24 protein-coding genes, 1 rRNA gene and 2 other annotated features are annotated in these 22,139 nt (G+C 43.5%); all 25 genes read right to left on the bottom strand.

The features are described from left to right. Window positions 1-172: 172 nt before the first annotated feature. The 25 genes from LCL96_RS22405 to rrf all read right to left on the bottom strand — a co-directional run bounded on the left by LCL96_RS22405 (window position 173) and on the right by rrf (window position 21,976). Complete coding sequence (locus LCL96_RS22405) at window positions 173-781, bottom strand: class I SAM-dependent methyltransferase (protein ID WP_224945490.1); 609 nt, start codon at window positions 779-781, stop codon at window positions 173-175. 123 nt (window positions 782-904) lie between these two features. After that, window positions 905-1,264: a 50S ribosomal protein L7/L12 gene (rplL, locus tag LCL96_RS22400; RefSeq protein ID WP_219166391.1), complete on the bottom strand. Its 360-nt coding sequence runs from the start codon at window positions 1,262-1,264 to the stop codon at window positions 905-907. A gap of 59 nt (window positions 1,265-1,323) precedes the next feature. Further along, complete coding sequence (rplJ, locus tag LCL96_RS22395) at window positions 1,324-1,824, bottom strand: 50S ribosomal protein L10 (protein ID WP_224945517.1); 501 nt, start codon at window positions 1,822-1,824, stop codon at window positions 1,324-1,326. Window positions 1,825-1,866: 42 nt separating this feature from the next. Further along, window positions 1,867-2,011 (bottom strand) — a sequence feature (ribosomal protein L10 leader region). 51 nt (window positions 2,012-2,062) lie between these two features. Continuing rightward, complete coding sequence (gene rplA / locus LCL96_RS22390) at window positions 2,063-2,764, bottom strand: 50S ribosomal protein L1 (protein ID WP_219166389.1); 702 nt, start codon at window positions 2,762-2,764, stop codon at window positions 2,063-2,065. A 125-nt stretch (window positions 2,765-2,889) separates the two neighbouring features. After that, window positions 2,890-3,315 carry a 50S ribosomal protein L11 gene (gene rplK, locus LCL96_RS22385; RefSeq protein WP_032085258.1) on the bottom strand — a complete coding sequence of 142 codons (426 nt, stop codon included), beginning with the start codon at window positions 3,313-3,315 and terminating at the stop codon, window positions 2,890-2,892. Between the two features lie 177 nt (window positions 3,316-3,492). Next, the gene (gene nusG, locus LCL96_RS22380; RefSeq protein WP_206857918.1) at window positions 3,493-4,026 is read right to left on the bottom strand and encodes a transcription termination/antitermination protein NusG; all 534 of its coding nucleotides are present in this window, start codon (window positions 4,024-4,026) and stop codon (window positions 3,493-3,495) included. Window positions 4,027-4,196: 170 nt separating this feature from the next. Further along, window positions 4,197-4,376 (bottom strand): preprotein translocase subunit SecE, encoded by a 180-nt coding sequence (secE, locus tag LCL96_RS22375; RefSeq protein WP_044340513.1) that lies wholly within the window; start codon window positions 4,374-4,376, stop codon window positions 4,197-4,199. A gap of 44 nt (window positions 4,377-4,420) precedes the next feature. Further along, on the bottom strand, window positions 4,421-4,567 hold the full coding sequence (rpmG, locus tag LCL96_RS22370; RefSeq protein WP_219166388.1) for a 50S ribosomal protein L33: 147 nt from the start codon (window positions 4,565-4,567) through the stop codon (window positions 4,421-4,423). Window positions 4,568-4,639: 72 nt separating this feature from the next. Next, a complete protein-coding gene (sigH, locus tag LCL96_RS22365; RefSeq protein WP_412103632.1) occupies window positions 4,640-5,284 on the bottom strand; it encodes an RNA polymerase sporulation sigma factor SigH in 645 nt (214 codons plus the stop codon). Between the two features lie 77 nt (window positions 5,285-5,361). Then, complete coding sequence (locus LCL96_RS22360; RefSeq protein ID WP_224945486.1) at window positions 5,362-5,871, bottom strand: NYN domain-containing protein; 510 nt, start codon at window positions 5,869-5,871, stop codon at window positions 5,362-5,364. Between the two features lie 4 nt (window positions 5,872-5,875). Next, on the bottom strand, window positions 5,876-6,619 hold the full coding sequence (rlmB, locus tag LCL96_RS22355; RefSeq protein WP_224945484.1) for a 23S rRNA (guanosine(2251)-2'-O)-methyltransferase RlmB: 744 nt from the start codon (window positions 6,617-6,619) through the stop codon (window positions 5,876-5,878). A 2-nt stretch (window positions 6,620-6,621) separates the two neighbouring features. Then, entirely contained in the window at window positions 6,622-7,041 is a 420-nt protein-coding gene (locus tag LCL96_RS22350; RefSeq protein ID WP_224945482.1) for a Mini-ribonuclease 3, read from the bottom strand. Further along, the gene (gene cysS, locus LCL96_RS22345) at window positions 7,041-8,441 is read right to left on the bottom strand and encodes a cysteine--tRNA ligase (RefSeq protein ID WP_224945480.1); all 1,401 of its coding nucleotides are present in this window, start codon (window positions 8,439-8,441) and stop codon (window positions 7,041-7,043) included. The genes LCL96_RS22350 and cysS overlap by 1 nt, the downstream gene beginning before the upstream one ends. Next, complete coding sequence (gene cysE / locus LCL96_RS22340) at window positions 8,438-9,088, bottom strand: serine O-acetyltransferase (RefSeq protein ID WP_224945478.1); 651 nt, start codon at window positions 9,086-9,088, stop codon at window positions 8,438-8,440. The genes cysS and cysE overlap by 4 nt, the downstream gene beginning before the upstream one ends. Window positions 9,089-9,167: 79 nt before the next feature. Then, window positions 9,168-9,387: a binding site (T-box leader), on the bottom strand. 43 nt (window positions 9,388-9,430) lie between these two features. After that, window positions 9,431-10,888, bottom strand: coding sequence for a glutamate--tRNA ligase (gene gltX / locus LCL96_RS22335; protein WP_224945476.1), 1,458 nt, complete (start codon window positions 10,886-10,888; stop codon window positions 9,431-9,433). An 86-nt stretch (window positions 10,889-10,974) separates the two neighbouring features. Continuing rightward, a complete protein-coding gene (gene ispF, locus LCL96_RS22330; RefSeq protein WP_224945474.1) occupies window positions 10,975-11,451 on the bottom strand; it encodes a 2-C-methyl-D-erythritol 2,4-cyclodiphosphate synthase in 477 nt (158 codons plus the stop codon). Continuing rightward, a complete protein-coding gene (gene ispD, locus LCL96_RS22325) occupies window positions 11,444-12,148 on the bottom strand; it encodes a 2-C-methyl-D-erythritol 4-phosphate cytidylyltransferase (protein ID WP_224945472.1) in 705 nt (234 codons plus the stop codon). Before ispD ends, ispF begins: the two co-directional genes overlap by 8 nt. A gap of 75 nt (window positions 12,149-12,223) precedes the next feature. Continuing rightward, window positions 12,224-13,315: a PIN/TRAM domain-containing protein gene (locus LCL96_RS22320; protein WP_224945471.1), complete on the bottom strand. Its 1,092-nt coding sequence runs from the start codon at window positions 13,313-13,315 to the stop codon at window positions 12,224-12,226. Between the two features lie 213 nt (window positions 13,316-13,528). Then, a complete protein-coding gene (disA, locus tag LCL96_RS22315) occupies window positions 13,529-14,602 on the bottom strand; it encodes a DNA integrity scanning diadenylate cyclase DisA (protein ID WP_224945470.1) in 1,074 nt (357 codons plus the stop codon). Between the two features lie 3 nt (window positions 14,603-14,605). Further along, entirely contained in the window at window positions 14,606-15,982 is a 1,377-nt protein-coding gene (gene radA, locus LCL96_RS22310) for a DNA repair protein RadA (protein ID WP_224945469.1), read from the bottom strand. 452 nt (window positions 15,983-16,434) lie between these two features. Further along, window positions 16,435-18,879 carry an ATP-dependent protease ATP-binding subunit ClpC gene (clpC, locus tag LCL96_RS22305; protein WP_224945468.1) on the bottom strand — a complete coding sequence of 815 codons (2,445 nt, stop codon included), beginning with the start codon at window positions 18,877-18,879 and terminating at the stop codon, window positions 16,435-16,437. 1 nt (window position 18,880) lies between these two features. Further along, complete coding sequence (locus LCL96_RS22300) at window positions 18,881-19,963, bottom strand: protein arginine kinase (RefSeq protein ID WP_224945467.1); 1,083 nt, start codon at window positions 19,961-19,963, stop codon at window positions 18,881-18,883. Then, window positions 19,960-20,508, bottom strand: coding sequence for a UvrB/UvrC motif-containing protein (locus LCL96_RS22295; RefSeq protein WP_224945466.1), 549 nt, complete (start codon window positions 20,506-20,508; stop codon window positions 19,960-19,962). The genes LCL96_RS22300 and LCL96_RS22295 overlap by 4 nt, the downstream gene beginning before the upstream one ends. Before the next feature lie 20 nt (window positions 20,509-20,528). Further along, on the bottom strand, window positions 20,529-20,990 hold the full coding sequence (locus LCL96_RS22290; RefSeq protein WP_224945465.1) for a CtsR family transcriptional regulator: 462 nt from the start codon (window positions 20,988-20,990) through the stop codon (window positions 20,529-20,531). Window positions 20,991-21,858: 868 nt separating this feature from the next. After that, window positions 21,859-21,976 (bottom strand): 5S ribosomal RNA (gene rrf / locus LCL96_RS22285). Between the last annotated feature and the right edge of the window lie 163 nt (window positions 21,977-22,139).

Genomic DNA, 22,139 nt, shown 5'->3' with positions numbered 1-22,139 from the left:
TACTCTACACAAGACAAAAAGAAAAAGGGTTTTAATGATAAAACCTCATTTTCATATGACGAACTATTATTTTATAATCTTTTCCAATTTATCCATTATGTATACATATGGACATATTACCGGAAAATAATATTTTTGCATTTTATAATGTTATCATAGCAGATTAGCTACGTCAACGGATTTCTTTTACTGATTTCAAGATGTAGTAACCCTTTTTCCTTGCGACGATTTCTACATTTGAAAACAATGTTTCCATTTTTTCAATGGCAGATGGAGCACCTTGCTTCTTCTGAATAACGACCCACAATTCTCCGTTTTCCGTCAGATGATCATAACTCCCTTCAAGAATCGCATGAACCGTTTCTTTCCCTGCACGTATCGGCGGATTCGTTAATACGGCAGCAAACTGCCTTTCAACGACTTTAGCATATCGGTCACTTTGATAGATATTGACGTTTTGAACATTGTTCTCAGCAGCATTCTCTTTCGCCAAAGCCAAAGCTCTCTCATTTACATCAATCATATGGACCGTCCGATCACCAAAGTCTTTCGCAAGTGACAATCCAATTGGTCCATACCCGCAACCAACATCGAGCAAAGCTCCTTTAGCATCAGGTAAATCAAACGTTTCAATCAATGCTCTTGATCCAAAGTCCACTTCCTTTTTCGAGAAGACACCCTGATCCGTTTTGAACCGGAATGAATGCCCTCTTAATTGAAAGGTGATGGTTTGAGGATTACTTTCTACATCAGGTTTATGGGAATAATAGTGTTTAGTCATTATATCATCTCCATCCATTGGTACCTCCCGACTGGTAACCATCCTTCCCCAAAAGAAGCGATGGCAGAAGCCAGACAAGAAAAAAGCCCGCCAACGATAGCGAGCTTTTCATCTATACAATCATTACTTAACTTCTACGCCAGCTCCAACTTCTTCAAGTTTAGCTTTAAGTTCTTCAGCTTCCTCTTTAGAAACTCCTTCTTTAAGAGCTTTAGGAGTGTTATCAACCATTTCTTTCGCTTCTTTAAGGCCAAGACCTGTGATTTCACGAACAACTTTGATAACCTTGATTTTTTGAGAACCAGCGCTCTCAAGAACTACGTCGAATTCAGTTTTTTCTGCAGCAGCGTCAGCGCCACCAGCAGCTACAGCTACAGGTGCAGCAGCAGTTACTCCGAATTCTTCTTCGATTGCTTTAACTAGATCGTTTAGTTCAAGAACTGACATTTCTTTAATCGCGTCAATGATTTGCTCTTTAGACATTATAAATTTCCTCCTTGTTATGCTTGCTTTAATTTTTTATTTAAGCGACTTGCTTTAACTTACGCGCCTTGCTCTTCTTTTTGATCTGCAACGGCTTTTGTTGCCAATGCGAAGTTGCGCATTGGTGCTTGAAGCACGCTGAGTAGCATAGAAAGAAGTCCTTCGCGGCTTGGAAGTTCAGCGATTGCTTTAACATCCTCAACTGAAGTGATTGTTCCTTCGATGACACCCGCTTTGATTTCAAGCGCTTCGTGTTCTTTGGCAAAGCTGTTAAGAATCTTTGCAGGTGCAACTACTTCTTCTGAACTGAACGCAATCGCGTTAGGACCAGTTAAGAATTCGTTTAACCCTTCAAGACCAGCTTCTTCTGCTGCACGACGTACCATCGTGTTTTTGTACACTTTGAAGTCGATACCAGCTTCACGAAGTTGTTTACGAAGCTCAGTTACTTCGGAAACATCTAGGCCACGGTAATCTACAACGATTGTAGATACACTGTTTTTAAGCTTGTCAGAGATTTCTCCAACGATGTGTTTCTTTTGATCTAGAATGCTGCTCATCATTACACCTCCTGTAGATTGACTGATGAACATTTATACCGTCATCCAATAAAAAATGCCCTTATATCAAGGTAGACATAAGGGCATTGCAAACACGCTAGCAGCGGTTATTTTATCGCAATTACCTCGGCAGGATATTAAGCTCGTGATGAGCCCCTACTGTCTACGGTACAAATGTATTCGTTTTTTAACAACAGAACTAATTATAATCACTAGCTCTCAGTAAGTCAATACCAAATTATGCCTTAACTGCGAAAGTTGAAGGATCGACTTTAACGCCAGGTCCCATTGTAGAAGTTACAGAAACGTTCTTCATGTAAGTTCCTTTTGCAGCAGCAGGTTTAACTTTAAGCATTGTTTCATACATAGTTGCAAAGTTTTCAACAAGCTTCTCGTTGTCGAATGAAATCTTTCCAACAGGAACGTGTACGTTACCTGATTTGTCAGCGCGGTATTCAACTTTACCAGCTTTGATTTCATTCACTGCTTTCGTTACATCAAATGTAACTGTACCAGTTTTAGGGTTTGGCATTAAACCTTTAGGTCCTAATACGCGACCAAGTTTACCAACTTCACCCATCATGTCTGGAGTTGCAACGATTACGTCAAACTCGAACCAACCTTGGTTGATCTTGTTGATAAGGTCTGCATCACCTACGAAGTCAGCGCCAGCAGCTTCTGCTTCTTTCGCTTTATCGCCTTTAGCGAATACAAGAACCTTTTGAGTTTTACCAGTACCGTGTGGAAGTACAACTGCTCCACGTATTTGCTGGTCGTTCTTACGAGTATCTACACCTAAGCGGAACGCTACTTCGATCGTTGCGTCAAACTTAGCGAAGTTTGTTTTCTTTACTAATTCGATTGCTTCTTCAACTGAATAAGCTGTAGTACGATCTACAAGCTTTTGAGCTTCAAGAAACTTTTTACCTTTTTTAGCCATTTTAAATTTCCTCCTATATGTGGTTTTAGCGGAATAACCTCCCACGAAATAAGGTTGCGAGTGAAACGTACATTTCATCATCGCAACCTTGTTCAACAAGAACCTTTACTTCAACGAAACAGGGATTAGTCTTCGATGACGATACCCATGCTGCGTGCAGTTCCTTCTACCATGCGCATAGCTGATTCAACACTAGCTGCATTTAAGTCAGGCATTTTTGTTTCAGCAATTTCACGTACTTTGTCGCGTTTAAGTGTTGCCACTTTCTTGCTGTTTGGTTCGCCTGAACCAGACTCGATACCTGCAGCTTTCTTAAGAAGAACAGCAGCGGGTGGAGTTTTTGTGATGAATGTAAATGAACGGTCTTCAAATACCGTAATTTCAACAGGAATGATTAAGCCAGCTTGATCTGCTGTACGAGCATTGAATTCCTTACAGAATCCCATGATGTTAACACCTGCTTGACCTAGTGCAGGACCAACTGGTGGAGCTGGATTAGCTTTACCGGCAGGAATCTGCAATTTAACCATTTTTATAACTTTTTTAGCCACGAGACACACCTCCTTAAGTCCGTGATGTGGTTATTGGGTTTTTCACCCTCCCACTCAAATGTAAAAAATGTCTTTATCAACATAAAGAACGTTTATTAGTTTCAGTATCTCTTTGTGGAGACGCACTGACTTATGAAATAGTATCATTTTTTCAAAATGATTTCAAGTTCTTTTCCATTATAATTTATCAATTTGAGAGAAATCCAGTTCTACCGGGGTGTCTCTACCAAACATATTGACGTGGACTTTTACTTTTGCTTTCGCATTATCGATCTCTTCTATCGAACCGGTGAAGTTTGCGAATGGACCTTCGTTCACTTTCACTGTTTCTCCTAATTCGAAGTCGATTTCTACCTTTTTCTCTGTCATGCCCATTTGCTTCAGAAGATTTGTTACTTCTTCAGGCAATAACGGCGTCGGCTTCGAACCAGAACCTGATGAACCAACGAATCCAGTCACTCCAGGTGTGTTACGGACTACATACCAGGAATCATCCGTCATGACGATTTCTACAATCACGTAACCAGGAAATACTTTCTTCTTAATCACTTTTTTCTTACCATTCTTAAAATCTGTCTCTTCTTCTTCAGGCACGATCACGCGGAAGATTTTGTCTTGCATCCCCATTGATTCTACACGTTTCTCGAGGTTTGCTTTAACCTTATTCTCGTATCCTGAATAAGTATGAACTACGTACCAATTCTTCTCCATCTTATAGGACTAAACGTCCGTCCCTCCTCACTATTTAAGAATACTCATTCGCCTTTTTTCTCCAAATGAAAAAACCCGTAAAAAGTTAACGGGCTCTAAGGTCATGTACTCTATTAATAATCATTATACCATGCTTCGACGGTATATATACAACTAATTCTATGTTTCTCTTACTTAGAACCAATGATCAATCGCATAAGTTCTGAGATGCCCAGGTCAATTACAGCAAAGAAAAGGGCAACGAATACCACTGTCGTGATAACAGTTATCGTGTAGCGTGTTAACTCTTTACGTTTAGGCCAGCTGACCTTTCTCATTTCCGATGCAACATTGCGAAAGAATTTAAACATCCGTTAGTAACCTCCAACTAATATCAATGCGCAAGACTTCTACACTATTTAGTCTCTTTGTGTAGGGTGTGAGCATTACATGTATTGCAGAATTTCTTTATTTCTAATCGAACAGCCTGGTTACGATTACCCGGCACAGTATAATTCCTGGAACCGCATACCGAACAAGCCAGTATTAATTTAGTAGTCATATATTCCACCTACACTATACATAGTAAGTCCTATCAAAAATAACACGACCACCAATTTGTGTCAATATGACTTTACATCGTTATTTCACGAACTTCCAAGTATCGCTCGAGCTTTCGTTTCACCCGCTGTAATGCGTTATCGATGGACTTCACATGGCGATTCAGCTCTTCAGATATTTCCTGATAGGACTGCCCGTCCAAATAAAGGGCAAGTACTTTCCTCTCAAGATCACTTAATAACTGTGCCATCTTGTCTTCCATATTGTCGAATTCTTCACGATTGATAATTAGCGCTTCCGGATCCATTACTTTCGCACCTGAAATGACATCTAATAGCGTACGGTCCGACTCATCATCATAAATGGGTTTATCCAATGAAACATACGAATTAAGCGGTATATGCTTCTGTCTGGTGGCTGTCTTAATGGCCGTAATGATCTGCCTTGTGATACAAAGCTCTGCAAACGCTTTAAAAGAAGTCAGCTTGTCCTCTTTATAATCGCGTATGGCTTTGTATAAGCCAATCATACCCTCCTGGACGATATCTTCCTTATCTGCCCCGATTAAAAAATACGACCGCGCTTTCGCCCTGACAAAATTCCGGTATTTCTTTATTAAAAAATCTAACGCTTCGCTGTGACCCTGATGGACGGCTTCTATTATCTCTTCATCATCCATGCCTTCTAATCGATTATCAAATGCTTCTGTCCTGGTGATATTGCTCACACACATCCCCCCGCGCAAAACAATAGATAGAATTATTATACATTACAGAAAATTCAACCGTCAACCTATCATTGTTCCCCACGGCGCCATTTTTCGAAAATTTCAGCAACTTCATCGGACAATTGGATCTTGGATGCCGGCCTTTTTTCACTGGAATTCCGAACCTTACGTTCGATCTTTTTTTCAATGACTTTCACTTCCGTCAAGAGTTCCCTTGCTGATTTGCGAAGGGCACCCTGACCAAAGATCGCCCATTGCTCTGTGAAATCAGAAGTCGCCACGTGGATTTGTGTTTTAATATTGCTTAATTCGATGGCCAACCTTTCGATTCGTTCATCTGCGGTTTCATTTTCCTTCGTAAAAAGCACTTCTACTTTATTATTCTTATATTTACGGGCGATCCCCTGGACGTAGTAGGCATCGAATACAACAATGACACGGTAGCCCGTATATCCTTGATATTCTGCCATTTTCTCGACCAGGAGATCTCTTGCTGAGGCTAAATCCTTATGCTTCAACTCATTCAATTCCGGCCATGCGCCGATGATGTTATAGCCATCCACAAGGAGAATATCCATCTCCCTATTCTCCTAATGGGTGGCGTTTACGATAAACCTCATACATTAAAATACTGGCTGCCACCGAAGCGTTTAGTGATGTGACATGTCCGATCATAGGCAACTGAACAAGGAAATCACATTTATCCCTCAGGATACGGCTCATCCCTTTTCCTTCACTACCGATAATTAAGCCGATAGGCAATGTACCATCCAACTGGCGGAAATCCTGCTTTCCTTTTGCATCGGTTCCAGCCACCCATACACCACGCTCTTTCAGTTCATCCACCGCTCTCGAAAGGTTGGTCACCCGCGCCACCGGTATATGCTCAATGGCACCAGTAGATGCTTTCGCTACGGTAGAGGTAAGTCCCACCGCTCTTCGCTTGGGGATAATGATCCCATGAGCACCTGCTGCATCTGCCGTCCTCATGATCGAGCCGAGATTATGAGGGTCTTCCAACTCATCCAGTATGAGAATGAACGGATCCTCTCCACTTTGTTCCGCCCTGTGAAAAATATCATCAATTTCTGCATACTGATACGCAGCAACAGAAGCAACCACCCCTTGATGATTCTCAGAAACCATCTGCTCAATCTTCTTCTTCGGGACGTATTGAACCATGACATTCGATTCTTTAGCCAGACCCACGATCTGCTGGATGGACCCTTTCTGTGACCCTTCTGCAATCCAAATCTTATTGATATCCCTTCCCGACCTCAATGCTTCCATGACGGGGTTTCTTCCTCCGATAAAATCTTTACTCATACCTACTCCTCCTTTCCTGCCTGGGCTTGTTCAAAAATGATCTTCAATAGTTCCTCTAATCGTTCCGTCCGATTAAGTAAAAACAAATATCCAATAAGAGCCTCAAAAGCAGTGCTGTGTTTATACGTCTGTACATCTGTATTTTTAGGGGTTGTCCCTGACTTTGCGTTTCGTCCCCGTTTCACAATCGAAATCTCTTCTTCGGTTAACAGGTCTTGATCAAACAATGTCCGGAGAATCGCCGCCTGGGCTTTGGCGGAAACATACTTGGTCGCGGCCCTGTGCAACTGATTCGGTTTGATCTTCCCTTTGGTTAATAGGAGCTGCCGTACATATGTTTCATATACAGCATCCCCCATATAAGCAAGTGCAAGCGCATTGATTTGTTTCGCGTCGATTTGTTCGTTTATCTCGTGCAGCATTAAGACCCTCTTTTCCAGCGGGTGCCTTGAGGAGTATCTTCCAGGATAATATCCATCTCTTTCAATGTATCCCGAATCTCATCAGCTAATTGGAAGTTCCGGTCTTTACGTGCTTGAATACGTTTTTCGATCAGTTCTTCCACTTCTTCGTCCAAGAGCCCCGCTTCCTGAAGGGTCAATCCTAGCACTGAAAAGAAATCTTCAAATTGGTGTAAGAACCCATCAATGACCTCTATGGAAGTGTTCTTCTCCATCAAGTAATAGTTCGCTTGTCTGGATAGTTCGAATAAAACGGAAATTCCGTTCGCTGTATTAAAATCATCATCCATGTCCGAAATGAACTGAGCTTTCAATTCGTCGATTTTATCGAGCCATTCCTGGTTGTTCTCCGTTAAGTCCGCACTTGATTCTTTGCGGTGCTTCAGGTTTTCATACGCTGTCTTAATTCTGTCTAAAGAAGTCTCCGCGTTCTGGAGAAGCTCAAGATTATAGTTGATCGGGTGACGATAATGAACCGACAGCATGAAGAAGCGCAGCACTTGAGGATCCTGTTCTTTGATGATGTCGTGTACCAAGACGAAATTACCGAGTGACTTGGACATCTTCTCATTATCGATATTGATGTACCCATTGTGCATCCAGTACTTTGCGAAAGTCTTGCCAGTAAGGGCTTCTGATTGCGCAATTTCATTCTCGTGATGAGGGAAGGTCAGATCCTGTCCCCCGGCGTGGATATCAATGGTATCCCCCAAGTAGCGCTTTGCCATGGCCGAGCACTCAATATGCCAACCCGGACGCCCTTCACCCCAAGGGCTTTCCCATGAAATCTCCCCTTCTTTGGCGGCTTTCCATAGAACGAAATCAAGGGCATCTTCTTTCTTATCCCCTACATCTATTCGGGCACCTGCTTTCAGTTCATCAATTGGCTGATGGGACAGCTTACCATACCCGTCAAATTTTCTTGTACGATAATAAACATCTCCCTGAGACTCATAGGCATACCCTTTTTCCACAAGCGCATGGATAAAATCAATAATGGTGTCAATATTCTCTGTTACGGTCGGATGAATATCGGCTTTCTTGCACCCAAGGGCCCCCGTGTCTTCAAAGTAAGCATCGATGAACCGCTGTGCGATCGTCGGTACGTCTTCCCCGAGTTCCTTCGCTGCCCTGATCAATTTGTCGTCCACATCCGTGAAGTTGGAGACGAATTGAACATCATAGCCTCTGTATTCCAAATATCGTCTTACGGTGTCAAATACAATGGCAGGGCGGGCATTTCCTATATGGATATAGTTATAAACCGTCGGCCCGCACACATACATTTTGACTTTACCCTCTTCCAGGGGTTTAAATTCCTCTTTTTTCCTTGTCAGTGTGTTATATAAACGAATCGTCAAGATGATCGACTCCTTCCCTCATATTCCCTTAATAGTGTCTTTAACTCATTCACTTCTTTTTCAAGTTGTTTCATTCGATCATTAATCGGATCCGGCAGATCACAGTGATTCAAATCCTTCTGTATCTTCACTCCATCTTGGATGACGACCTTCCCGGGTATACCGACTACAGTCGAATTGGGAGGAACATCTTTTAGGACGACGGACCCTGCCCCTACCTTAGAATTTTCCCCAACTACGATGGATCCTAACACTTTCGCCCCTGTGGCAATTAAAGCATTATCTTGGATCGTCGGGTGACGCTTCCCTTTTTCCTTCCCGGTCCCACCGAGGGTGACCCCTTGGAAGAGCGTGACATTATCTCCTATTTCACATGTCTCACCTATCACCACACCCATACCATGATCGATGAAAAAACGGCGGCCGATCTTAGCACCCGGATGAATCTCCACACCCGTAAAGAAGCGGCTGACCTGCGAAATGACCCGTGCAATAAAAAAGAACTTCCGTTTAAAAAATGCATGGGCAATGCGATGAGCCCAAATAGCATGAAGACCCGAGTACGTGAGGATGACCTCCACATAATTCCTCGCAGCCGGGTCCTGGTCAAACACAACATCTATATCTTCTTTAAACGACTTAAACATACGGATCTGTCCCCCTTCCATTTTTTTTAAAATAAAATAATAGCTGTTAACAATAAAAAAACGCCCCTGTCAATAAACTGACAGAGACGCATAGGCAGCGCGGTTCCACTCTGATTGAGAAGACAAACCCTTCTCCAACTCGAATCCTGTTAACGGTAGGAAGCCGCCTTTACCTACTCTATTTCGGCAACGGGCTCAGAGGTGCATTTCAGAAAAGGAGGGGCTTAAACCACTTTCAGCCGGTGATGGTTCTCTCTACTAAGCATCCTTTTCTTACTTCTCCTCATCAACGCGATATCATTTAGTGTGATACTCTTACTATATTACATATCCTCGAAAATGTTAACCTAAAAGACTTTGAAGGCGATGTTTAACAGTATCTTTCCCTAAAAGCTCGATGGCATTCGGTAATTCAGGACCATGAGTCTGGCCCGTTACTGCTACACGGATCGGCATGAACAGTTTCTTCCCTTTATGACCAGTCGCCTTTTGGACCGCTTTGATGGACGATTTGATTTCTGCCGCTTCGTAATTTTCCAGGGCGTCAATTTCGTTCAAGAAAGCTTGAAGGACTTCAGGTACCTGCTCTTCATCAAGTACGGCTTTCGCCTCTTCATCATATTCAAGATCGGTCTTAAAAAACATTTCAGACAGTTCAACAATTTCAGCACCGAAGCTCATTTGCTCCTGGTATAAAGAAATGACGCGACTTGCCCATTCACGCTGCTCATCGGACATGTTCTCATCCAGTTTACCTGCGCTGATCAAATGTGGAAGAGAAAGATCCACGACTTGATCTAGCTCTAGATTCTTCATGTACTGGTTGTTCATCCAAGTAAGCTTCTGGTTATCGAACAGAGCCGATGAAGTGGAAAGGCGCTCAGGATCAAAGATTTCAATAAATTCGTCTCTCGAGAACAACTCTTCTTCTCCCTTTGGAGACCAGCCAAGTAGCGCAATAAAGTTGAATAACGCTTCAGGCAAATAACCGAGGGCTTCATATTGCTCGATGAACTGAATGATGCTCTCATCCCGTTTGCTCAGCTTCTTACGGCTTTCATTGACGATCAACGTCATATGCCCGTAAACCGGTGCATCCCAACCAAGAGCTTCAAAAATCATCAGCTGCTTCGGAGTATTGGAGATATGATCCTCCCCGCGAAGAACATGGCTGATTTTCATCAAATAATCATCCACTGCAACGGCGAAGTTATACGTTGGTGTACCATCTTTCTTCGCAATGACAAAATCACCGATGCCATCTGATTCAAATGACACGTCCTCTTTCACGATATCATTGAAAGAATATACTTTCCCTGCAGGCACACGGAAGCGAATGCTCGGCTGACGGCCTTCTGCTGCCAGTTTCTCCTGATCCTCTTTCGTCAGGTTGCGGCATTTCCCTGAGTAGCGAGGCATTTGACCTGCTGCTGATTGTGCTTCACGTTCCGCTTCCAGTTCTTCCTCCGTACAATAACACTTATAAGCCTGACCGCTCTCTAACAGCTCGTTTAAATACTGCTCATAAATATGATTACGCTCGGATTGACGGTAAGGTCCGTATTCACCCGGTTTATCTGTACTTTCATCCCAATCGATTCCAAGCCACTGAAGATATTTAAGCTGACTTTCTTCTCCGCCTTCAATATTTCGTTTCTTATCCGTATCTTCAATACGGATGATGAACTTTCCACCTACGCTGCGGGCGTATAGATAATTAAATAAAGCGGTTCTTGCATTTCCAATATGTAAATGACCCGTTGGACTCGGGGCATAACGGACGCGTACTTCTTGTGTCATTATGTTTCCTCCTCTTCGTGTTTCCTGCTTAAAGCCTCTGACCTATTTTAACACCGTTAAGTATGGGAATAAAGCGAATTTATCCCCTACTTCTTTTTTATCAATATAGTGGTTTGTGCGGCAATCCCTTCGCCTCTTCCGGTAAAACCAAGTTTCTCAGAAGTGGTAGCTTTCACGTTCACATCCGCTATATCCGCTTCCAGTAACGTGGCGATGCTTTGTCTCATCTCGTCGATATATGGAGCCATTTTAGGTTTCTGGGCAATGATCGTGCAATCGATATTCCCCAGTTCATAGCCTTCCTCTTTCACAAGAGCCCATACATGTTCGAGCAGCTTCGCTGAATCAGCATCCTTGAACTCGGGATCTGTATCCGGAAAATGCTTTCCGATATCTCCTGCAGCAATCGCACCCAGACACGCATCCGCTACAGCATGCAACAAAACGTCTGCATCCGAATGGCCCAATAACCCTTTTTCATATGGAATCGTGATGCCTCCCATGATAAGAGGTCTCTCTTCCACTAATTGATGAACATCGAATCCTTGTCCAATCCTAAACATGTTTCTCTCCTCCACTCATTTCCTCTCGCTTCTTCAAGATCGCCTCGGCAAAATATAAGTCCTCGGGAGTTGTCAGTTTGATATTGTCATAATCACTCTCCACGACAGCTACCTCAACATCCGATCTTTCTACCAGTGACGCATCATCAGTACCAAGGAAACCATCTTGATCTGCATCTTGATGTGCTCTTTTCAAAATGGAAACACGAAAAGCTTGTGGGGTTTGAACCATCCACAAGCTTGAGCGTTCAATCGTTTCCTCGACCTCTCCATCCAGTACTTTTTTGATTGTATCTTTAACAGGAACTGCCGCAATGGCGGCCCCTGTCGAATAAGTCTTTTCGACCAATTGGTGAATCGTGGACTCCTTAATAAAAGGTCTTGCTCCGTCATGGACGAGAACAACCTCATGATCAACCTCAAGCAACGCATTGTATACACTGTGCTGTCTTTCTTCGCCCCCATCAACAAGCTTGACTACCTTCTTGATGCCAAAGCGATCCAAGAGCCCTTGGAACACCTGTCGCTCTGATGGGTGTATGGCTAAGTAAATGCCCTTACAATGGGTGTCATATTCGAAAACACGCAAGGTATGGATGATGACAGGGCATCCTTTCAACTCAAGTAACAGTTTGTTTTTGCCCGCTTTCATTCGTTTCCCCTGTCCAGCAGCTGGAATGACAACTTCATATTCCATAGAATAACTCCTTTAACACACAAGTAATACTACTATTATACCTTACTGAATCAATGGAGTCAGGGCAAAACGGCCTTACAATGCTTTTTCTAATTGCTTCGGTTTCGCAAAGATCATCCTGCCTGCGGAAGTTTGTAAAACGGATGTGACGAGTACATCGATATACTTGCCGATGTAATTGCGGCCTTCTTCCACGACGATCATCGTACCATCATCCAGGTATGCAATTCCCTGGTTATGCTCTTTACCATCTTTGATCACCTGGACCTTCAGCTCTTCACCAGGTAATACAACCGGCTTGACGGCATTGGCCAAGTCATTGATGTTCAATACTTGTACACCTTGAAGATCACACACTTTATTCAAGTTGAAATCATTGGTTACAACGATTCCATTTGTAAGCTTCGCCAATTTCACCAACTTCGAATCCACTTCCTGGATTTCCTCAAAATCCCCTTCATAAATCTGGACCTCTACCGGAAGTTCCTTTTGGATGCGATTCAGGATATCCAATCCTCGACGTCCACGATTCCGCTTCAATACATCGGAAGAATCCGCAATATGCTGAAGCTCTTCCAGGACGAATTGAGGAATGACAACAATCCCTTCCAAAAATCCTGTTTGGCAGATATCCGCGATACGACCATCAATAATCACACTTGTATCCAATATCTTAAGGGTCTTCACACCCTCTTCATCTAAATCTTCTTCCGTTCCTTTTTTCTTACCACGGTTTGTCGTACCGAATAGACCAACCAGTTCATCCCTTTTCTTGAATCCAACCTGGAACCCTAAATACCCTAAAAGCAGGGTTAATAAAATCGGGACCACTGTGTTGACAATCGGAATCTCCATTTGGTTGAACGGAATTCCAAACAAATAGGCAACGAACAAACCAATAATCAGGCCTAAACTACCAAATAACAAATCCGTTACCGGTGCCTTTACCAAGCTATCTTCAAACCACTTGACGAAGTTGACGACATACTCGACTGCCCAAAACGTAAGAATATAAAAAATAATGGCACCAAATATAGCAGTCATATAAGGGTTATTAATTAAAGGAATGTCTGATAGATTTATGACGGTAAATAATTCGGGAAGCAGAAATATTCCCAGTGTTCCCCCGACGATCAGGAAGCACGCTTGAACGATTCTTTTTAACATTCCCTCACCTCCTCCTACTCATTATAAACAATTTACTATTTTTGAAACGTGTGAGCTTTGAAAATTTCAAATTTAATACTGCTGAAACGATTTTGATACACTTATCCCATATTAGTAGCTTCCTTAAGTGAAGGCTAACACGTCTTTTAGCCACTGTCAATTTTTTGAAAAAGCAACAATTATACCACATAAGGAAAATGTAGGTCTACATTCCTATAACTGCCTGTCAGCGAACGTTTGTTCCTTTATTAGTTTTAAACCCTCTTTTATTTTCCTTGCCCTTACTTCACCGATTCCTTCAACTTCATCTAAATCGTCCACGGAGGCACTCACGACATGAGGAAGGGTTTGAAATCTTGTGATAAGGTTTTCAATAATCACAATCGGTAACCGGGGGATCTTATTCAACACACGATATCCTCTTGGATAGATGGCATCATCGTGATGGACATACCCGTGATAGCCCAACAATTTTAATAAGACATTATCCTCTAATACCTCTGAATGAACAAGCTCCTGGAATTTATAAAGAAGTTCAAACGGCTTGATGTTTCTTTCCTGGGAATAGTCCCTGATGATGAGCATCGCTTCATCTTCAATATCCGTCAATAACTCATTCATCTGAAGACGAATCAACCGACCCTCGATACCAAGCTCACTTAAATACGTCAATAATTCATTCTTGATCCTGAGGACCATTTCGAACCGGTGAAGCACCTGCAGCAGATCACTTTGAGTGACAAGCTCCTCAAACTCAAGTACCGACAAATTAGAAATGCTCTGATCAAGGACCACCTTATACTTCTCCAGGGTTTGAATGGCTTGATTGGCCTTCGTTAAGATGACAGAGATGTCCTTTAATGCATATCGGAAGTTACCTTGATAGAGGGTGATGACGTTTCTCCGTTGTGAAATCGCAATGACAAGGGCATTGGTTTGTCTCGCAACCCGCTCGGCCGTTCGATGTCGCATTCCTGTTTCAGTGGATGGAACGTACACATCGGGAGCAAGCTGAGCATTCGCCAAAATAATCTTCGTCCCTGCTTCATTCAGGATGATGGCCCCGTCCATTTTGGCCAGTTCATACAGGTAACTCGGAGAGAAAGCACAGTTAATATGAAATCCCCCGTCCAATACAGACTTCACCTTATCATTGTAGCCAACGACAATAAGCCCTCCCGTATTGGCTCTCAGCACATTATCAATACCATCCCTGATCGGGGCACCGGGAGCAACGAATTGTAATATATCCGACATGGACTTATCTCTTGCCTTCTTATCTTCCATTTCTTATCCTCCTAAAATAATTGACAACGCTTCGTTTATATTTGAAACGCCTTTAACCTCTATATCGGATGGTGGCTGCCATCCACTTAAGTTATTCTGGGGAATGATGACTCGTTTGAATCCCAGCTTAGCCGCTTCCTGAACGCGTTGCTCGATCCTTGACACCCTTCTGATCTCACCCGTCAATCCGACTTCGCCGATGATACAATCGTGCGCACTGGACGCTCTATCCCGAAAGCTTGAAGCGATACTCGCCGCGACGGCCAAGTCAATCGCCGGTTCGTCCAGCTTCACCCCGCCTGCCACTTTCAGATAGGCATCCTGCTGCTGCAGAAGCATACCTGCACGCTTCTCCAACACAGCCATGATCAATGATACCCTGCTATGATCTATCCCTGTGGCCATCCTTCTGGGATTGTTAAAGCTGGTAGGCGTCACAAGGGCTTGAATCTCCACAAGAACAGGTCTTGTACCCTCCATCGATGCCACAACAGTCGAACCCGCTGCACCCTGTGATCGCTCTTCCAAGAAGATCTCAGACGGGTTGGCCACTTCCTCCAAGCCGAGCTCCTTCATTTCAAATATCCCCATTTCATTCGTTGAGCCGAAGCGATTCTTAACCGCCCTTAGGATACGATACGAATGATGACGCTCCCCTTCGAAATACAACACGGTATCCACCATATGTTCCAACAAACGAGGTCCTGCAATCGAGCCTTCTTTCGTAACATGCCCGACAATGAAAATCGCAATTCCCTTTGTCTTCCCGATTCGCATCAGTTCCGCCGTACACTCCCTCACCTGGGAAACACTACCTGGAGCAGACGTCACGTCAGGATGAAAAATCGTTTGAATCGAGTCGATGATGACGAAATCCGGTGAGATCTGTTCAATCGTTTGATGAATCAACTCAAGATTCGTTTCCGCAAATATATATAAATCATCTGATTTAACGTTTAACCGATCCGCCCGCAGCTTTGTTTGCTTGATGGACTCCTCACCGGATATATACAAAACCTTTTGCTTCTGATCCGCAAGCTGAGCCGAAACCTGCAGCAATAAAGTCGATTTCCCTATTCCAGGGTCTCCGCCGATCAAAACGAGGGAACCCGGTACAACTCCTCCACCCAGCACCCGATTCAGTTCTTTCGATTCGGTCAATACCCTCGGCTCTTGCTTGGTTTCGATGGAAATCAATTTCTCTGCTTTAGAGGGGCCGCTATTCTCAGAATGCATAAACGACGTACGGGGCTTCTTCCCCGTCATCTCCACTTCTTCCACCATCGTATTCCACTCATTACATCCCGGACATTTCCCCATCCATTTAGCAGACTCATATCCACAGGATGAACACACAAACTTCGTCTTTTTCTTTGCCAATCTATTCTTCTCCTCTATAACTCTATTTGTACTCTTACCTATTCACGATAATACCCATTTGGCATGATTGTATCGGTTTTATGTATGGGATTCAAGAAAAGCGTAGCCGGCTTGGTAGGCCCGACAAGCACAACTGGGAAATCCCAAAAGGCGTTTTTTGCCTTATGGGATTTTTCAGTTGTGACCTCGAGGGACTAGCCGGCGGAGCTAGACAATAAGAAAAGCGTAGCCGGCTTGGTCAGAGGCGACAAGCATAAGGCGAGCCCACTGGAAAGGCGCTCTTTGCCTTTTCGGTGGGATTGACTTATGACCTCGAGCCTCTAGCCGGCGGAGCTGGACAATAAGAAAAGCGTAGCCGGCTCGGTAGGCCCGACAAGCATCTCCCAAAGTATTCATTATGATAAAAGAGGTACACGAAAACAAATACGTGTACCTCTTTATCACTCTTACTATTATGTCGTAGTGTTCGCTGCTTCTTCTTTCACCTTCACTACGAACTCACTATCTTCTACATCGATCACGATATTCTGTCCTGTCAGCACTTTCCCTCTTAACAGTTCCTCGGACAGTTTATCTTCAACATATTTCTGAATCGCGCGACGCAGCGGACGTGCACCATATTCAGGATCAAATCCTTCATCTGCAATTTTCTCTTTGGCAGCCGAGGATAGTTCTAAATGAATATCCTGCTCTTTCAAGCGGCTCGTCAATTGGTTGGACATCAATGTTACAATCTCTTTCAAGTGATCTTTTTCAAGAGAGTGGAACACGATGATTTCATCGATACGGTTAAGGAATTCAGGTCGGAAAGCACGTTTCAATTCTTCCATGACCTTACCTTTCATATCTTTATAATCCTGTTTGCCGTCTTGAATGTTGAACCCAACATATTTATTGCTCTTAAGGGACTGGGCACCAACGTTCGATGTCATGATCAGGACTGTATTCCTGAAGTCTACCGTTCTACCTTTGGAATCCGTTAATCGGCCGTCCTCCAGTACTTGCAGAAGAATGTTGAACACATCCGGATGTGCTTTTTCGATTTCGTCCAATAGGACGACGGAATATGGTTTGCGGCGAACTTTCTCCGTTAACTGACCGCCTTCTTCATACCCTACATATCCTGGTGGTGAACCGACTAAACGGGAAGTCGAGTGTTTTTCCATGTACTCGGACATATCGATCCGGATCATCGCATCCTCATCACCGAACATAGATTCAGCAAGAGCGCGGGCCAATTCCGTTTTCCCTACCCCGGTTGGTCCAAGGAAGATGAAGGAACCAATTGGACGCTTCGGATCTTTAAGACCTGCCCTTGCACGGCGGACAGCTTTCGACACTGCCACAACGGCTTCCGATTGCCCGATGACTCTTGAATGAAGAATCTCTTCTAATTTGAGTAAACGATCCGTTTCGGTTTGAGCCAATTTCGATACCGGCACTCCCGTCCAGTTCGAAACAACCTTCGCAATATCTTCAACGGTCACTTCTGTATTTTCCTGACCTTGTTTTTCTTTCCAGGTGTTCTTCGTTTCTTCTAACTCTTCACGAAGCTTCTGCTCAGAATCCCTCAAAGAAGCAGCTTTTTCAAATTCCTGGCTTTGTACGGCCGCATCTTTCTCTTTGCGGATTTCTTCGAGCTTTGCTTCAAGCTCTTTCAGATTTGGTGGTGTCGTATAAGAGCGTAAACGCACCTTTGAACCAGCTTCATCAATTAAATCGATGGCTTTATCCGGAAGGAATCGATCAGAGATGTAACGATCAGACAGCTTCACCGCAGCATCGATTGCTTCATCCGTAATGGAAACCCGGTGATGGGCTTCATAACGATCACGCAGTCCCTTCAGGATTTGAATGGACTCTTCTGCTGTCGGCTCGTTGACTTGAATTGGTTGGAAACGACGCTCCAGAGCAGCATCCTTTTCAATATATTTGCGGTACTCATCTAATGTTGTGGCACCGATACACTGTAATTCTCCACGGGCAAGGGATGGTTTCAGGATATTCGATGCGTCAATCGCACCTTCCGCCCCTCCTGCACCGATCAGGGTATGAAGTTCGTCGATGAAGAGGATGATATTACCCGCTTGACGGATTTCATCCATTACCTTCTTCAGACGATCCTCGAACTCCCCACGATATTTCGTACCGGCTACAACCGTACCCATATCAAGGGTCATAACACGCTTGTCGCGCAGGATTTCCGGCACTTCATTGGCGATGATCTGTTGTGCAAGTCCCTCAGCAATCGCCGTCTTCCCTACACCTGGCTCACCGATTAATACCGGGTTATTTTTCGTACGACGACTCAATACTTCAATGACGCGCTGAATCTCTTTACTGCGTCCGATGACCGGATCCAGGCTGCCTTCACGTGCGATGGCTGTCAGATCACGGGCTAAGCTATCAAGAGTTGGAGTATTGGCATTGGCATTGCCACCACCCTGATGATTGCTTGAATCATTACTGCCAAGCAGCTGCAATACTTGCTGCCTTGCTTTATTCAAGCTGACTCCAAGGTTTCCAAGAACACGTGCGGCCACTCCTTCACCCTCGCGGATCAACCCTAGTAAAATATGTTCCGTCCCTACATATGAGTGCCCCAGCTTACGGGCTTCATCCATGGAAAGTTCGATTACTTTCTTCGCACGCGGCGTGTAATGAATCGTTTGGGATTTCTCGGTTCCTTTCCCGATTAATCCTTCCACTTCCTTCTGGATTTTTTCCGGGCTTAACCCCAATGCCGTAAGTGCCTTGGCGGCAATCCCTTCACCTTCGCGGACAAGTCCCAATAAAATATGTTCAGTACCAATATTACTGTGTGATAAACGAATTGCTTCTTCCTGGGCTAATGCCAATACTTTTTGGGCTCTTTCTGTAAATCGACCAAACATCATATTATTTTTCCTCCTCACATGTATCTTTATCTAACTTAATTCGCTCTCGAATCAAAGAAGACCTTCTTATATCTCTTTCATTTGGTCTCAATGGACCTCCAGAATATTGTTGTAAAAATCCAGGTTGGGTTAAAATCATTAGTTCATTCAATATATTCTTAGATATCACTTTGATGTATCCTAAATCAATTCCAAGCCTGACATCCGATAAACACTTCGCTGCTTCCTTGGATTCAATGATCCTGCTGTGCTCCAGCACCCCAAGAGAGCGGAAAATCCTATCTTCTAATTGTATGTTTGACGTCTGAACTAGTGCGTTTCTTGCCGATTGTTCTTTCTCGATGATCTGCTTCACTACGCTTAGCAAATCTGCGACGATATCCTCTTCCGACTTACCAAGTGTCGTTTGATTCGATATCTGAAAGATGTTCCCCAGCGCCTCGCTGCCTTCCCCATATATCCCTCTGACCACTAATCCCAACTGATTAATGGCCGGAATGATACGGTTCAACTGTTGTGTCAATACAAGGCCTGGTAAATGCATCATGACGGAAGCTCTCAGCCCTGTGCCTACATTGGTAGGACAAGTCGTTAGATACCCATGCTTCTCATCAAAAGCAAAATCAAATTCACCTTCAAACCAATCATCGATCTGATTGGCTTTTTGTAATGCTTCCTCCAATTGCAAACCTGGATATAAACACTGTATTCGAATATGATCCTCTTCGTTTACCATTATGCTGATATCTTCTTCATTTGATAATAGAACAGCACCGTAATTCGTGTCCTCCGCTAAGTTAGGGCTTATAAGATGTTTCTCCATCAATACCCTCTTTTGCAGAGGTTGAATCTCACTTGTAGGTAAAAATTCCAACTCACCTAAATCTTTAGGATATGAAGAGAGTTTCTCTTTCACGCGATCCACAATCTCTTTCGCTTCTTCAGAGGAATAAAGAGTGGAAAAACGGTAATCCGTCAAGTTCCTCGCAAGCCTTACCCGGGAGCTGAGAACTATATCCGAATTAGGCCCTTCTTCATTCATCCATGAACTAACAGCATTACTCAAGAACTTCTCCAGACTCATTCTTTCTCTCCTCCCTCTTTCTTGATATCTTTTTCCAGGGAGCGAATTTCGTCTCGAACCTCAGCTGCTTTTTCAAACTCTTCATCTGCTATCATCATTTGGAGCTCAGATTTTAACTGCTGAATCTTCTTTTTCACATGAATGGCTCCACCCATACGTTCCGGAACCTTTCCGTGATGCTCGACATTGCCACTATGAACGCGCTTTAACAAAGGAGTGAGCTCATCTTTAAACGTCTCATAACAATGGGCACACCCAAAGCGACCTACATTAATGAACTGATGAATCGTCATCTTACACTTTTTACACTGCAACACTTCTGTCTTAGGAATTTCCGTCTCTTTTGCCTGCTTAAACGCAGGAGCTATATTAAGAAGACCTGCCAGGAGGTTGTTTACAGAAAACCCGGGTGAAGAATCAAACATAAACATCTCACCCTTGTCTTGAGCACATTGCTCACATAAATGAACCTCTGTCTTTTCCCCGTTTACCACCTTGGTAAAATGAAGGGTCGCAGGTCTTTCATTACACTCTTGACAAACCATCCCATTCACCTCTTTAACCCTTACTCATACTTCAATGTATCCAGCATAGCTCTAAGCATTCTGCCTCTCAGGATATCCCGTTCGGGTAAATCGACCATAATGACGGAGCGGTCCATCACACTCAGCATGATCTTGGCTTCTCTTTCAGAAATGATCTCTTCCTCTACCAAGCGAAACACAATATCTGCTGCTGTATTCTGACTGATCGTTTGTGTAATCAATGCCACTAACTGATCAATCAAATGAACTTGATCATGGGCCCTCACCTTCATAATCCGAATGTAGCCACCGCCACCACGTTTACTTTCTACTACATAACCCCGTTCTATGGTGAAACGGGTATTGATCACATAATTAATTTGAGAAGGAACACATTGAAACTTATCAGCGATCTCGCTTCTTTTAATCTCGACTATCTCACTTTCACTCAGCTCTAACACATTCTTTAAATAACTTTCAATGATGTCGGATATGTTCCTCATCAAACCTCCTCCTCATTTTGACTTTGACTATATTTGACTATAATTATACAACCGTGATTTGAACTTTGCAATTATGAAGTTTGACCTTAGAAGTTTTCCTGTTTAGGGAAAGTTTTAAACGTGGGAATGGAAGATTATTGGATAGAAATTTGGTAATGGGGCACTGTGGTGGTTTGTTCGGGGAGTGTTGGGGGATGAATCGATCTGTTTGGATTGAGATGGTTGGTTGTGTTGGTGGCAGAGTGATATTTATAGATTTGAAGACTGTATTTTAGTAAAAGTTATGGGGAATAGAGAGATTGGTTAAGTGAAGGATTTGTTTATGTATGAATGGTGTGTTTTTGACTGAGAGGTTGGGAGGTTTCTTGGCGGGGTTTAGGGGGAATTGCGTCGTTTTTATCTTTTTTGCGTCATTATCGGAGGGAATTGCGTCATAATTTTATTTTATGCGTCGTTTTCGGTGATATTTGCGTCACTTTTTTGTTATATGCGTCATTTACCATTTTTTACCTAGTATAAAACATCAGCTGCTCCCTTCTCATTAATCAAAAAAAGAGTAACTCACAATGAGATACTCTTTCCACATATCTTCCTGTCGACGTCCTACTCTCACAGGGGGAGCTCCAACTACCATCGGCGCTGAAGGCTGCGGCTAGTGATGAGCGGCGAATCTCTTCGTCCGCTTCACTCATTCAAATCTTCGTGTGGGAGCCTGAACGAAGGTCTTCACTCCCTCGCGTCCTCGACCTTCTTGATCCTCCCTACCCTCGCAGTGCGTCCAATGAGAATGAAATAAAAACCAATGGTTCTTCGAACTTCAAACCAACAAAAAAAGAGTAACTCCACTGAGCTACTCTTTTCACATATTGCCTGGCGACGTCCTACTCTCACAGGGGGAGATCCCCCAACTACCATCGGCGCTGAAGAGCTTAACTTCCGTGTTCGGCATGGGGAACGGGTGTGACCTCTTCGCCATTATCACCAGACGAATATTCAATTGAAGGATTGTTCCTTCAAAACTAGATAAAGAATTGATGTCAAGAAAGTCGAGAATCGACCAATGTTGTTCATTTAATAATGACTCTTTGTGGTTAAGTCCTCGATCGATTAGTATCAGTCAACTCCACATGTCGCCATGCTTCCATCTCT

It is taken from the genome of Rossellomorea aquimaris (genome assembly GCF_020172085.1).
Classification (GTDB): Bacteria; Bacillota; Bacilli; order Bacillales; family Bacillaceae_B; genus Rossellomorea; species Rossellomorea aquimaris_E.
This window is presented reverse-complemented; position numbering and strand designations above follow the sequence as displayed.

Bases quoted from the DNA above. Each gene is read 5' to 3' on its own strand.
- LCL96_RS22405 (WP_224945490.1), bottom strand. From the start codon at position 781: ATGACTAAACACTATTATTCCCATAAACCTGATGTAGAAAGTAATCCT.
- rplL (WP_219166391.1), bottom strand. From the start codon at position 1,264: ATGTCTAAAGAGCAAATCATTGACGCGATTAAAGAAATGTCAGTTCTT.
- rplJ (WP_224945517.1), bottom strand. From the start codon at position 1,824: ATGAGCAGCATTCTAGATCAAAAGAAACACATCGTTGGAGAAATCTCT.
- rplA (WP_219166389.1), bottom strand. From the start codon at position 2,764: ATGGCTAAAAAAGGTAAAAAGTTTCTTGAAGCTCAAAAGCTTGTAGAT.
- nusG (WP_206857918.1), bottom strand. From the start codon at position 4,026: ATGGAGAAGAATTGGTACGTAGTTCATACTTATTCAGGATACGAGAAT.
- secE (WP_044340513.1), bottom strand. From the start codon at position 4,376: ATGTTTAAATTCTTTCGCAATGTTGCATCGGAAATGAGAAAGGTCAGC.
- rpmG (WP_219166388.1), bottom strand. From the start codon at position 4,567: ATGACTACTAAATTAATACTGGCTTGTTCGGTATGCGGTTCCAGGAAT.
- LCL96_RS22360 (WP_224945486.1), bottom strand. From the start codon at position 5,871: ATGGATATTCTCCTTGTGGATGGCTATAACATCATCGGCGCATGGCCG.
- rlmB (WP_224945484.1), bottom strand. From the start codon at position 6,619: ATGAGTAAAGATTTTATCGGAGGAAGAAACCCCGTCATGGAAGCATTG.
- LCL96_RS22350 (WP_224945482.1), bottom strand. From the start codon at position 7,041: ATGCTGCACGAGATAAACGAACAAATCGACGCGAAACAAATCAATGCG.
- cysE (WP_224945478.1), bottom strand. From the start codon at position 9,088: ATGTTTAAGTCGTTTAAAGAAGATATAGATGTTGTGTTTGACCAGGAC.
- gltX (WP_224945476.1), bottom strand. From the start codon at position 10,888: ATGACACAAGAAGTACGCGTCCGTTATGCCCCGAGTCCAACGGGTCAT.
- ispF (WP_224945474.1), bottom strand. From the start codon at position 11,451: ATGTTTAGGATTGGACAAGGATTCGATGTTCATCAATTAGTGGAAGAG.
- ispD (WP_224945472.1), bottom strand. From the start codon at position 12,148: ATGGAATATGAAGTTGTCATTCCAGCTGCTGGACAGGGGAAACGAATG.
- LCL96_RS22320 (WP_224945471.1), bottom strand. From the start codon at position 13,315: ATGTTAAAAAGAATCGTTCAAGCGTGCTTCCTGATCGTCGGGGGAACA.
- disA (WP_224945470.1), bottom strand. From the start codon at position 14,602: ATGGAAGATAAGAAGGCAAGAGATAAGTCCATGTCGGATATATTACAA.
- clpC (WP_224945468.1), bottom strand. From the start codon at position 18,879: ATGATGTTTGGTCGATTTACAGAAAGAGCCCAAAAAGTATTGGCATTA.
- LCL96_RS22300 (WP_224945467.1), bottom strand. From the start codon at position 19,963: ATGAGTCTGGAGAAGTTCTTGAGTAATGCTGTTAGTTCATGGATGAAT.
- LCL96_RS22295 (WP_224945466.1), bottom strand. From the start codon at position 20,508: ATGGTTTGTCAAGAGTGTAATGAAAGACCTGCGACCCTTCATTTTACC.
- LCL96_RS22290 (WP_224945465.1), bottom strand. From the start codon at position 20,990: ATGAGGAACATATCCGACATCATTGAAAGTTATTTAAAGAATGTGTTA.